Genomic DNA, 12,137 nt, shown 5'->3' with positions numbered 1-12,137 from the left:
TTTTTTCGATTTATTCTTGAGAATCTAATATCTCTCTAATCTTCTTGTATGGTTTTTTATTAAAATTATAGATAATTTTATGCCCACCAAACTCTTTCTCTATGCCAGCAATCAACTTCCGCCACTCAAGAAAATAAGTCACCATCGAATAAGTCAACATCCCGAACGTGAACAGCACTGGCATACCAATACTGAAAAACACTACGGAATGAACCCCTATTTCAGCACTTATAATGTCTGAATGTTTAAGTACTTCCGCCATCCCCATAGCGATACCAGCACCGCCAGTACCAATAAAGAAGCTTGCAATAAACAGAGCGTTTCTCACTTTCTTTAATGGTTTTCTGAGGAAAGGCATTCTGTTGAGACTAAGCAAACCAAAGATATCTGACCCTCTAACTTCTATTTCATCCCCTCTGACGATAATATATTTTTTATTATGGAAATTGTTTTTATTACTAAAAAAAGCACCAGAGAGAACACCAAGAACATTCATAATAATTAGAGAAGAGAACATGTAAAAGTTAATGTCAAAGATGCCATTAGACCTGATAATTACAGGTTCTATTATTGCTACTGAAATGTTAAAAATAATACCTAGCAGTAAAACCAAACCGAATTCAAGCTTTCTTTTAATTAAATCAACCCCAAACTTAGTAAATACGCACACTGGTATAGCACTTGTAATTAAAAGCATAGCCCAACAATAAATCTTGGGGATGTAATATTCAGAACCAATGGTATGCGCTATCTGAAATGGTAGAAAACAAAGAAACAACAATACTATAGCAAATCTTTTAGTCTTTATACCTAAATTATTATCTGAATAAACTTCCATAAAAATTGTAACCTGTCATGTAATTATATTTTTTATAAGCTATAACTTTAGTAATCGTTATTATCCCTATTATATTAAACAGGTACGTTTTCTATCAAAAGTAACCTCAAGCCCAAGAAAATAACTCTAAATCTTTGTTGTATTGGAATATACTAGCATAAAGCTTTGAAAGTTTATCCCTTTCAGTTTGATTTACAAAGTAAAAAACCACCACATTGGGCTTATTCAAAAAGCCCAATGTGGTGTTTTTTTAATGCCACATACCTTGCCCATTAAAATAAGATGGGTCCCTAGGAAGGCTTCTTAAAGTGCTCTCATTTCTTAAGTATCGATTCTTAAAGTTACGTCTTTTGGCTCCCCAGGCCGGTAATCTTTCAAGTATACTCACAATAGATTGAATTTCTTCTGACTCAAAAGTGCAGCCTCTTTCTAGAGCACTCTCTAAAAGAGGGTAGAGGTCTCTGTATATCTCTGATGCACTTTCCTTTTCCTCAAGTCTTTTTGACATTTGAATTATTAGTGTACTAAGAGGACTAAATTTACTAAGTTCTTTTATTGTTCCCATGAGTAATAACCTTGGCTATGAATAGATTAAGTAGAAGCTGTAATGCGGTCATTGTTAAATAATTCTTTGGAATCCCTTGCTCACTATATATATATAACGGAGTTAATTTTTCTAACAAAAACACAAGAATAAAAGAAATGGCAAGATATTTTCTAAAAGAATAACTTAACAGTTCAGAACCTTTGAATGTTAAGAATAACGCTATAGCTATCGGGTAATTAAAGAAAGAAGATAAAAAACCAATAACTTTCTCTAATGGGCTAGCTACAATTCCATTCGCATATAAAAGTGCGGAGCCAAATATTAAAAATAATAAAACAAGTAGTGCACTTGTTTGATTGTACTTCCTTTGCATAACTACCTCTAAAAAAACAAATAATAACATTAAATCAATGATAACAATAGTTTTTTATTGAAAAAATAAGATCTAATTAAAACGTGTATTAGTGATTTTACCTATATTTATCTTTAATTAACCACTAATCATAGCCATAATATTAAAAACTCTAGGCTTGTTGCAATAATTGAAGGTGTATCTGATGTATTTATCTGAGTACCTCCTTTCATACTTAAATTGATAGAATACTGAAACCTTAGTCTCGATTCATTACAACGTAACTAAAAATCAACCTGGTTTGAGGCTGTGGGCTAGAGTTATTAAACAAGCCGTTAATTTCTATATCCTAAATCATATTAAGGCGTCTTATCCTCAAATGGTTTGTCCGACACTTCCCCTTTACCATCATATAGAACGGTAACTAAAGCGACGCTTTTGGGGTGTCTATTAGGGGAAGGGACTATCCATTCATTAGGGTCTGCACCTTCGTTAACAGTACAATCATCATTTGCAGATTTCACACACAAGATAGAATACAGAAGCATAACTCTGTCACCATTAACAAGAAGCTTCATGACAGGGTTTGCATGATGGTTCTTGTAGTAATGGTTCATTGTTTCTATTTTTTTCTTGGCAAGTTCACTGTCAATCACATCATTAATTCGAAACCATTTTGTATCATAATTCTCATCAAATTTACCCCATTCTGGCTTCCAACGTTTTTGCCATTTTTCACGCGATGACCCGCCACCAACCCCATTTTCCCATTGTCCCTTAATGGCACTAGGAATACCGATACCAATGCTAGCGCTAGCACAACAGCCTTGGACACTACCATAAGCAAAGTTTGCGCCTCCACCATGAATATCACTGACCAACATATCACGAATAAAATGAGGACCGCCTATAGATCCTGCATTGCCAATACTTGCAACTGAAACAGGCTTACTCTCAAAGCAGCTACTAAGAAAAAAGCACATGCTTACAGCGATTAAAAATCTATACTTCATTATCAAATACCACTCTCTTGAGTTGATTTCCCTCTCTTGCCAAAGGCTCTGATTCCGTCTCTATAAATGAAGTTTGAGGTGCAAGAATTACATCATCTTGAACTGGGGGCATATCCAGCACTGGTTAATTTTCTGGGCTTAGGAAAATCTATCGGCATATAATATACGTTCAATTAAAAAGTATATTTTATCAACATTGTATAGGTTACACAGTAAGCAAGTGGACCGTTTTACTATTCCATATAACTAATTTATTAGACACTTTAACTATAAAAAAGCTACAAAGATATTTACACAATATATCACTTTCTTAAATCTCTTAATGACTTTGTTCATAGAAGGCATCAATTAAAAACCATTTTTCGCTGAAGAAACTTCTGTCTATTTATATTTGCTGTATTTGTGCAAGACTTGGCTAACTTCGACCGTAGCTTTCGAAGATACAATAATGGATCAAAAGTGAGGGAGCGCAGAACTAAAGATAAGTAAGAGGCCTTAAACATCAGCCCCCCCTAATCGGGGGAGCATCCGTTAAATAAGCAAGCGAAAGTGCTAATGTAGAAGTAAAAATTGCACTGGACACGAGTGCTTGAAGTGCCTTTTCTGGATATGGGCCGCGCCATGTTTCCATTAGGTTGTTCGCTTCAATCAATAAACCAACGCGTGGTTTAAATGCCACGCGTTGCGAATCACTCTTAAATTACTTGTTAGTTTTATTCGAACGTCGGTACTGTTGGCAAACCACACCAAGATGCGACTTTGTTATATTTCTTGACTAAGTCCAGCGCAACTTCGTAGCCTTGCTGAGTTGCGTCAACAGCTTTGCGTATTGAGCTACTTTTATCTAGCAAGCTATCCACAAAACGGGAGAATTTCGCCATCGCCGAGGACTTTCTTACGACGTCTGTATTTTGCTCTGCTTCGATTCTTTCTAACGCTGAAGTTAAATCAGAGATTGGCAATGCAACATCATCATCCTTTGAGAGAAGTTCCTGTAGCTCACTCAAACAGCCTAAGCTTTCTGATACGTCTGAGTTAACCATAATAGCGATGTGATTTTGAATGCAGGGGTTAACTTGAACATTAATGGGAACTGATTCACGTTGAAGCCCTATGCCAACAATTGATAGAAGGGAGTCAACACGAGCTTCACTTGTTTGTAATTTCTGGTTTTGCAGTAGCATTATATCTTGCTGAGATTCGATACGTGCTTTAGCCACTCGTAGTTCACTACGCATATCCAAAACTAGTTTATCGTTATTTGTGAATTTAGATGCTGACTCCTTACCTGTCATTATTTGCTCATACTCGTGTAGTGCTTTCTCAATTACTTCTGAATTCCCATCCTCAGACTCAACAATCATTCTGACATTCATTCCACGCTGTTCAATCTTCACGGTGGCATCCTGATCAGGATAGTTTTGACTAAGATATGAAGAGAAAAAGTTAAGAATACCAACGCCAGCCTGATGATATTCAGGTGGAAATTCTATACTTTTATTTACAACTACATTTTTAGGCTCGTGGTTAGAAGCATACTCAGATTCAATTTCATATACTGTCACTTCGAAAAGTTGTGGATGTTTTGAGTAACCAATGATTACAAATGGAATACCTAAACTAAGTGGAGACAGCATCTCAAGTTGTTCTAAATAGTGTTCAAACGATGTTCTTCGGTTAATAGTTCGATTCCTATCGTTTTCTGGGACAGAGTCTCCCACGGGCACAACAAGTATTGCCACTTCACATAAGTCATGACGTACAGCCATGTTCGCATAATTGTAAAGCCACCGATTAAGGAATTCTGGATTATTCAAACCAATCTGTGCAGCTAAGCCATTTCTAGTCGGTCCAGCAAATCTTACCGAAACCTTTCTTCCAGTGTTATTAAAAACACTTTTCTCGGATAAGTCCCAACCTTGATCGAAAAGTGCTTTTTCCCAGGCTTCTCTATAGGAAAAAGCTTCTTCCGCCAAAGTTACGTTTCCATTGACATAATTTTCTATTGCCAATCGAAGAGATTCCAATTCAGCTGTTTTGTGGTCGCGGATTTTTTCCCACGCCCCCATAAAACTAATAACACTACTTATCAAGTTATATACTCCTAACCATATTTATGAAACTAATGCATATTAGTCGGCTTTACACCTGCATTTATCAGCATATTGTGCAGTTATAACTCTAAAATCTCAATAGATATACTTCATAATTTCAACAATATAAACATATTGCATACAATCTGAAATGAACATTCAATTCTAACTTAGTTTGCAGTTAGGAGCGGGTGGTACCTGTTTGTACAGATTGTCAGGAGCGTTCTGCAATTTCGGGAAACATCAGCCCCCTAGACGGGGGGATCGGTTAATTAACAAGCGAAGCTGAATACTCAATGAAGGAGTGCATATAAAACTATGTTCTCTCTATGTTCGCCATAGGCTAAAAACTTAATTTCGAGTCATATCTCAGCTTCTAACGCCTCGGCGACAGTCTTTTCATGCTCATACCTTCCCTGCACCGCAAGAGCCGCTGCGCTGCGTTTATCCACCAAGTATTTTACCAATTTGCCCAGAATGGATTCATACTTCTTAAAACGTAAAAAGGTCACGGGCAAGGTTTGGCTGAAGTAAGCAAAGCGAGTTTCTCCGGTCCAACCTATACGGCCATCATCGCAGCATGGGCAAGTTCTTCTAGCTCGGTTCTTGGCAATATATTTACAACTACCATTACATTCTGGGCACACTTGACCAAACTGCTGCGTTGCTTCTGCAATTGCACTGGACACGAGTGCTTGAAGTGCCTTTTCTGGGTATGGTCCGCGCCATGTTTCCATTAAGGTGTTCGCTTCAATCAAAGTGGCTTGGTATAACTTTTTGAGTGCGGGCTTGTCTTGCAAGCATTCAACAAACAGCACTAAAAAACCGACAGGCGATTCTTTCCACGCTAGGCCGACGATCGCCAGCTGCTCTTCTTGTGAAATGAGCCCTTTCCCACCAAGTGATGGTTCGTAGTTAATCCCCTTTACGTTGAATTTTGCCAGTAGTTTTTCAAATTGCATTATGCCCTTGCTCCCATTGCTGCGACCCTTGCAAACACCGAGTTCTTATCAAAACGGTTTGGATCTGGTCTTGTTATCTCGTTGATTGGCTTTACATTCGTTTTATCGGCTAAACGTGGATTGTTCCTTGCTGGTAATGATCCTGCTTTGGCTTTTTTAGCGTACTTCTTCAAAACTTTCCGGTGCTTGGCTCTGGCCTCTCGTTCACTAAGCTTTCCACGGCACATAAAACCGACCTCTTGCAACGCCCAATATTCAATATCCCCTTTCGGCTCCCCACGTAGCATTCGGGTGAACGCTTCATCGGTATCAATCAACTCTTCCCGCCCCATCTCTATGAACTCGGGTAAGCTTGGCGGCCATGCATCCCCTTCAAGTAAGGCTGTGCTCACGGCTCTGCGAACCTCAGCCACTGACATTGTAGAAGTCGCTTGTGTCCAGGTCGATGGTAGTGCCTTGTAAATCCACTTCGCTCCGTAACCCTCCACAAACTTCACTTGGATCCAATCCTCCATACTCAGGTGTAAGGTTTGGGTACCCACTTGGTGCGGCAGTGTGTCCGTAGCGTGCGAGCAGCTCTGCGTTGTGCTGCTCCATTCGGTTTGCTTGTGAGCCTGTGGTTGCATGGCTTGTTTGAGCAATACTGGATTGATTGATTTCATGATCGTCGTTCCATCGTTCTTGATTCAAGTAAGTCGTTAGGTGAAGCCTGTCGAAACCAAACTGGCGGTTTGTCACTCTGGATTCGATGTCCTGACAAAGCATTTCGGTGAATACCTCGGGACGCTCACTTTGCGCTTTCACGATGCTTTTGAATTTTGCTAGCGAGTTCTTCTTGGATTTTTTGGTTGGGAACATGGCCCAAAGCCGGCTAAAACAAGATTCAATTTCACCCGAATCTTTTTGTTTATTTTTTATAGGTTCTAATTGACTGGTTCTATGACTGATTCCGGGTGACATAGGATCACTAGGTAGGTGATCCTCTGACACTACCCCCCGTGATCCTGTGTCACTAGGGGGTGACAAAATGTCACCCTTTAAATTCAACTTATAGATGTTGGTTGAATTACCCTTTTCGCCCTTTCTGGTACGAATGGATACAAACCCCATTTCCTCCAGTGTTTTGATGTGGCGCATCACGGTTCGTCGGTCTACCTCACACATATCTGCGATGTATTCGTAAGATGGCCAACACATGCCATTATCGTTGGCGTTGTCGGCTAATTTGAGTAATACGAGCTTACGTGTCGCATTGCCGACTTTTAGCTGCATAGCTTGGGCAGTGAGGATCATACTCATCTGTTTTTCCTCTCGGTACTGAATGCGACGGCCTCGAGCTCGGCAATGGCATGCACCCTCGCCTTCATACTTTGTAGGATTTGTTTCGCTTGATTGCGTGATACCACATAACGACAACTGCCGTTGTTTGCGACCCACAACATTTGGCCATGATAGTTTTGATAAGAAAGACTCATTGCACAAAGTTCTCTTATTTTGCTGATTAGCGTGGTTAGTAATTGCATTCAGGTGGTCAGCCTTTCTGCGCCATTAGTGTTTCTAGGTATTTGAGTAATGGTTCGTGTGAACCGGCACTCTCTTGTAACTCTCGGTAAGCATCACGCAGTTGGTCAGGCGTAGCGTGCTCACTGAGCAAAAGTATTGAGCGAAGTGCTTCTGAAGATTCTTTACTGAAATCCGCAAGCAGTTGATCACGGTTGGCCATAGTTTGGTTCGAGCCAATCGCAGCGACTGAATACCCAAGCGGGTTAAGAAATTGGTTAAGCGCTGCAGTTGCCCGCACTTTAGGCATGGCTGCGATAATGGCGGGCAACAAATCCATGATGTTGGCTTTGGCTTCTGTACTTGTTCTGCTCACATAGCGAAACAGATTCTGAGTATTGTTTGGATTGTTGAACGCCGACGGCACTTTGAGCAGATGTTCCCTTTGGCAATCTTCCTCTTCGTAGATCCTCATCTTGTGATATAGGCGTGAGATGTATTCTGCGATCTGTTCTTTTGTGGCATCACTGCGCCAAGCGACGACCGCGTTATGCATAACGCTTTTTAAGCTCGGTTGCATTTTTATTCCTTACTGTTTTTTTATCCAGAATGTTGGTGATCAGGTCTCTTAATGAATTTCACTTAGTATTTTCATGGTCAGTTAATAACTCACTTACTGATACTTCTCCTCCTGTTGCCTCTGATATTGCTCGTATATATCTTGCAGGCGCTTGGTGCTTTCGATTAATCCAGTTCCAAACGTGGGATTGGCTTACACCTAAAAGCTTTGCTAATGATGTTTGACCTCCTAAAATTTCAGTAGAACGTTCAATGGCTGACATGTTTACCTCACAACCCATAACAACTTAAGTTGTATTATTAAATTACAACCTAAGCTGTTTGTCAATCAACACGTTTTGTTGTGATAATTAGATATCACCGAAAGGTTTTTTAGTTATAGGAATTGCGGATGAGTTTTGCTGACCGAGTTAAGCAACGTAGAAAAGAACTAAATCTCTCTCAGGCTGAATTAGCTGAAAGAGTTGGAGTTGCTCAACAGTCTATTCATAAAATTGAAGACGGTAGAACACTTAAACCTCGTAATATCTTACAGCTTGCGAACGCTCTTCAATGCAGCGCACTTTGGCTTCAAGGCATAGACCCCGAAGGTAATAACGCTGATATTCACAGCGAAAAGCATGGTATTTCTTCTAATGCAGTGATCATAAATAAAAGCGAAATTCGCTCTTTACCTATATTGAGCCAGGTACAAGCTGGTGACTGGGCCAACGTATTACTTGATACAGAACAGGACTTTGAACAACAAATAACTTCAGTCAAAGTCTCAGGTGAAGCATTTGCCATGCGTGTCACTGGTAACTCTATGACTAACCCTTTTGGTTCTCCATCTATCCCTGCAGGTTCTATTGTCGTAGTCGAACCATGCAACTGTCCAGACAATGGTAAGATTGTTGTCGCGACTCTAAACGATGCACCAGAAGCGACGATCAAGAAGTTAGAGATCGATGGCCCTCAGAAATTTTTAGTTCCATTAAACCCAAAGTACGACCCTATTCCAATCAATGGTAACTGCCGAATAGTTGGTTACGTTAAGCAGGTTGTAATGGAACTTTAAACATACAGAAATGAAACTGACCCGCCGAGTGCGGGTTTTTTTACACCATAAAATACAACTTTAGGTGTTGACAGGACAAAAACTTTAGTTGTAGGATCAAATACAACCTAAGTTGTTAGAGAGAATAACATGAAATTTGTACCAATAGATTCAATCAGCAAAACTCTGGAAGGTTCTAAAGCCATTCAATTGCATAGAATGAGATTTCAACACTTATTAGCCAATATTCCAAAAAGTGACCCACTTCATGACGAGCTAAATCAGCTCATCAATCTAAGCGATAAGTTTAAAAACTTGGAAGTAAGTGTAGGAATAGCAGACGCTCAAACCATTCACCAGTTCAACGCTCTTTCTGACCAATTGAGTAGTAAGTTGAATGAAATGAGATTTTGAAAGGCTCAGAAAAGAGAAAACCCCTATCGGTGACCAAACCAATAAGGGCTTACTTTGTGCAATGAAACTTAAGTAATAACCAAGCTTCGCAATCAGTATATATCTGGCTGACCACCAATTTCAAGTACTTAGACTGATTGCCAGGTTTCACCCAGAAACTAAAGGAACTTTGTGTAATGAAAATTTCCCTAAATCGGAACTCTCAGGAAGAATTTATCCACAAGAACATTCATCGAATATTACTTGGTGAAGGCTACAAACGGCACGAAGCAAATCGTGCATGTGACTTCGCGATTGAAACCTACCGAACCACCGCCTCTTTCGGTGGCCGCAACGGTAAATGTTTCGACTTTTGTTTGACCAAAGCACGTCAGTTACTTGCTCCTATGAAAAAGACCGTTGCGTCTCACAAGCGTAAGGTGAAGAAATGAGTGATATACGCAAACGCAAACAAGCAGCAATTAGAGCTAAACGGCTAAGGGACAAGCGTAAGGCCAATGGCAATAACGAAATTCGAGTTACGTTGTCACCTGATGAAACAACAAAGCTTGATGATATTTGCCAGTTTTTTGCTTACCCAAGCGAGCCTTACACCCAAATTGAATCTTTGCAGTCACTTATTCACCGTGTTCATGCCGAAATACCAGAGATTGAGCGTGATTTAGGTTGCTGCGGCAAGTGTGGTGAGCAGCTACCACAAGGATGCACCAAGTTACTTGAAGGTGGTTTGTTCTATGGTGATGCCATGTGTTGGCACACCACAAACCGAGTGCGAATAATACCAATAGCAAAAGGAGTTCAATCATGACAGGTGCAGTGGTTTATATATTTGTTTGTTTGATTTTCTATGGTTGTTACAGCAAGGAGCATAACAATGAGTGAGGCACAAATTGTCGCATCCGAAGCGCTTGATTACATAGAGCAGTTGTTAACTGAAATGTTTGAAGGTAAGCATCCAGATAATGAAGTCCTATTGGGTACATTGTTATCAGGAAATGACCGAATTCAAGTACAGCTCAAAGTCACTCGTCAACCTGAAAACTTTTTGGATGAGTGCTAGTTCTTCATCTGAATAAAGTGGATTACATTCAATCACCTTCTTAAATAGAGGTTCAAGTATGATTCGCACCCAAAACCCTAAACTCGCAAAAATATCTATCGTGACTCTAAAACAAGCATCTGAGCTTATCGGTCTTAGTACAAAAACGCTGCGTGAGAAAGCTAATGAGGGGATCTACCCTTCAACTGTAATGTGCAAGATCAACGGCACATGGATGGTAGACACTGAGGAATGGAACCGATGGCACCGAGCCAAAATGTAAAACTTCCTGCTGGTGTAGAAATTCATGGTAAGTCTTTACGACTCGACTTTGTTTACAAAGGTAAAAGACGTCGTGAAACTCTTGGCCTTGCTCCCACCAAGCAGAATATTAAGTTTGCCACGCAAAAACGTGAAACCATCATGTATGAAATAAAGATCGGTATTTTTCGTTATTCGGCTCACTTCCCTAACTCACCTCATGCGACGGATCTACTTCAAGCCAGAACATTTGGTGAAATGGTTGATAAATATCTACAACTGAAGCAGGCTGACTTACGATCATCAACATACAAGAAATACGTCTCTTTATTCAAGATTACTAAGAACGCTTATGGAGCTGACCGAAGCTGTAATACACTCTGTCCTCAGTCCGTCTCCGAGCTTAGATCTCTCCTCATGAATGGTCGTGGCGCTAGAACATTGAACACATATTTCCGTGCCATCAATACGTTCTTTACTTGGCTGCATAAAATGGATGTTGTAGATCGAAACTTTTCAGAGTTTATGTCAAGTGTTAAAACCCCCGAACGTAACATTAATCCATTCACGTTGAATGAGATAAACAAAGCCCTTGATGCCTGTATGCAAAAGCAACACAAAAACATGATTACCATACTCGTTTACACGGGCCTGAGAACAGGTGAGATTTGTGGGTTAGCCTGGGAAGATGTAGATTTTGAGAACAAGATACTCACAATTCGCAGAGCAACATTTGAATCTCGTGGGTTGAAAACACCAAAAACTGATCGTGAACGAACTGTTGATTTGATGCCTCCTGCACTGCAGGCTTTGCAAGAGCAGAAGAAATTGACCTCATTCTATCCACAAAAAGATCATGAAGTTGAGTTAGCCGACAAGACTATTCGCTTAGATAATATCCGCTTTGTATTTAACCCAAAAGCGACTGAAAATATTAATGCTAAAACACCTTACGATTACTTTAGTAAGACGGCACCGAATAAGATGTGGAGAAATATTTGCATTCGTGCAGGTATCCCTTATCGAAATGTTTATCAGCTTCGTCATACTTACGCTTCGTGGATGCTGAGCTACGCTAACGTGAACATTGCTTATCTAGCGCAGCAAATGGGACACAGTAATTTTTTGATGATCGCAAATGTTTATGGTAAGTGGATGAAGAATAAAAATGCATCTGAAAGCGAAAAGGCATGGGAGGCGTTGAAGAAAATACAAAGTTAGCCGTGAATGAATGTAGTACAGTAATTATTACATGACCGCTAATGTTTTCGACAAATGGATAAAGGAAAAAATACTTCTTAAATTAAAGAGGTCTGGAAGGTGTCAAAGGAGTTAATTCTAGTAAGTTTTTGCCCCACCTAGGCCCCTTAATTTTATAAAATAATATAAAGTATTGATAATATTCATTAAATTACCATTATATCTAATCCGCTCGACATGATGTACATGGAAGAAGAGCAAATGAATTGGGCGATGAAAGGCATGTCCGACGATGATAAAACG

The 12,137-nt window shown here is 39.8% G+C and carries 18 protein-coding genes and 1 pseudogene; 8 read left to right on the top strand and 11 right to left on the bottom strand.

What is annotated here, in order from left to right; translation table 11 throughout:
- Positions 1-10: 10 nt before the first annotated feature.
- The 11 genes from VSA01S_RS18395 to VSA01S_RS18350 form a co-directional block, all read right to left on the bottom strand.
- On the bottom strand, positions 11-838 hold the full coding sequence (locus tag VSA01S_RS18395; RefSeq protein WP_147052739.1) for a hypothetical protein: 828 nt from the start codon (positions 836-838) through the stop codon (positions 11-13).
- Positions 839-1,380: 542 nt separating this feature from the next.
- Positions 1,381-1,758 (bottom strand): hypothetical protein, encoded by a 378-nt coding sequence (locus VSA01S_RS18390; RefSeq protein WP_039983742.1) that lies wholly within the window; start codon positions 1,756-1,758, stop codon positions 1,381-1,383.
- Between the two features lie 338 nt (positions 1,759-2,096).
- A complete protein-coding gene (locus tag VSA01S_RS18385) occupies positions 2,097-2,750 on the bottom strand; it encodes a hypothetical protein (RefSeq protein ID WP_039983740.1) in 654 nt (217 codons plus the stop codon).
- A gap of 502 nt (positions 2,751-3,252) precedes the next feature.
- Positions 3,253-3,429, bottom strand: coding sequence for a hypothetical protein (locus tag VSA01S_RS20070; protein WP_158000800.1), 177 nt, complete (start codon positions 3,427-3,429; stop codon positions 3,253-3,255).
- Between the two features lie 34 nt (positions 3,430-3,463).
- The gene (locus tag VSA01S_RS18380) at positions 3,464-4,843 is read right to left on the bottom strand and encodes a hypothetical protein (RefSeq protein ID WP_145993930.1); all 1,380 of its coding nucleotides are present in this window, start codon (positions 4,841-4,843) and stop codon (positions 3,464-3,466) included.
- 362 nt (positions 4,844-5,205) lie between these two features.
- On the bottom strand, positions 5,206-5,805 hold the full coding sequence (locus VSA01S_RS18375; protein ID WP_039983736.1) for a hypothetical protein: 600 nt from the start codon (positions 5,803-5,805) through the stop codon (positions 5,206-5,208).
- Positions 5,805-6,224: a hypothetical protein gene (locus tag VSA01S_RS18370; protein ID WP_039983734.1), complete on the bottom strand. Its 420-nt coding sequence runs from the start codon at positions 6,222-6,224 to the stop codon at positions 5,805-5,807. Before VSA01S_RS18370 ends, VSA01S_RS18375 begins: the two co-directional genes overlap by 1 nt.
- Complete coding sequence (locus VSA01S_RS18365) at positions 6,211-7,104, bottom strand: helix-turn-helix domain-containing protein (protein ID WP_039983733.1); 894 nt, start codon at positions 7,102-7,104, stop codon at positions 6,211-6,213. The genes VSA01S_RS18370 and VSA01S_RS18365 overlap by 14 nt, the downstream gene beginning before the upstream one ends.
- Entirely contained in the window at positions 7,101-7,328 is a 228-nt protein-coding gene (locus VSA01S_RS18360; protein ID WP_039983731.1) for a hypothetical protein, read from the bottom strand. Before VSA01S_RS18360 ends, VSA01S_RS18365 begins: the two co-directional genes overlap by 4 nt.
- Positions 7,329-7,336: 8 nt before the next feature.
- Complete coding sequence (locus VSA01S_RS18355; protein ID WP_039983729.1) at positions 7,337-7,885, bottom strand: toxin YdaT family protein; 549 nt, start codon at positions 7,883-7,885, stop codon at positions 7,337-7,339.
- A 58-nt stretch (positions 7,886-7,943) separates the two neighbouring features.
- A complete protein-coding gene (locus tag VSA01S_RS18350) occupies positions 7,944-8,147 on the bottom strand; it encodes a helix-turn-helix domain-containing protein (protein ID WP_039983728.1) in 204 nt (67 codons plus the stop codon).
- Positions 8,148-8,275: 128 nt separating this feature from the next.
- Here VSA01S_RS18350 and VSA01S_RS18345 point away from each other — a divergent pair, with 128 nt between their 5' ends.
- The 8 genes and pseudogenes from VSA01S_RS18345 to VSA01S_RS18310 form a co-directional block, all read left to right on the top strand.
- The gene (locus VSA01S_RS18345; protein ID WP_039983726.1) at positions 8,276-8,941 is read left to right on the top strand and encodes a LexA family protein; all 666 of its coding nucleotides are present in this window, start codon (positions 8,276-8,278) and stop codon (positions 8,939-8,941) included.
- Positions 8,942-9,070: 129 nt separating this feature from the next.
- Entirely contained in the window at positions 9,071-9,334 is a 264-nt protein-coding gene (locus VSA01S_RS18340) for a hypothetical protein (RefSeq protein WP_039983724.1), read from the top strand.
- A gap of 176 nt (positions 9,335-9,510) precedes the next feature.
- Positions 9,511-9,765 carry a hypothetical protein gene (locus VSA01S_RS18335; RefSeq protein ID WP_039983722.1) on the top strand — a complete coding sequence of 85 codons (255 nt, stop codon included), beginning with the start codon at positions 9,511-9,513 and terminating at the stop codon, positions 9,763-9,765.
- Entirely contained in the window at positions 9,762-10,142 is a 381-nt protein-coding gene (locus tag VSA01S_RS18330) for a hypothetical protein (RefSeq protein ID WP_039983720.1), read from the top strand. The genes VSA01S_RS18335 and VSA01S_RS18330 overlap by 4 nt, the downstream gene beginning before the upstream one ends.
- 66 nt (positions 10,143-10,208) lie before the next feature.
- Positions 10,209-10,394 carry a hypothetical protein gene (locus VSA01S_RS18325; RefSeq protein ID WP_039983718.1) on the top strand — a complete coding sequence of 62 codons (186 nt, stop codon included), beginning with the start codon at positions 10,209-10,211 and terminating at the stop codon, positions 10,392-10,394.
- Positions 10,395-10,452: 58 nt separating this feature from the next.
- Positions 10,453-10,656, top strand: a complete 204-nt coding sequence (locus VSA01S_RS18320) for a hypothetical protein (protein ID WP_039983716.1) — start codon at positions 10,453-10,455, stop codon at positions 10,654-10,656.
- On the top strand, positions 10,635-11,855 hold the full coding sequence (locus VSA01S_RS18315; RefSeq protein WP_039983714.1) for a site-specific integrase: 1,221 nt from the start codon (positions 10,635-10,637) through the stop codon (positions 11,853-11,855). The genes VSA01S_RS18320 and VSA01S_RS18315 overlap by 22 nt, the downstream gene beginning before the upstream one ends.
- A 210-nt stretch (positions 11,856-12,065) precedes the next feature.
- Positions 12,066-12,137, top strand: a pseudogene (locus VSA01S_RS18310) (alkylphosphonate utilization protein); the annotation flags it as partial.

The organism is Vibrio sagamiensis NBRC 104589 (assembly GCF_007990935.1).
In the GTDB taxonomy this organism is placed as follows: domain Bacteria; phylum Pseudomonadota; class Gammaproteobacteria; order Enterobacterales; family Vibrionaceae; genus Vibrio; species Vibrio sagamiensis.
This window is presented reverse-complemented; position numbering and strand designations above follow the sequence as displayed.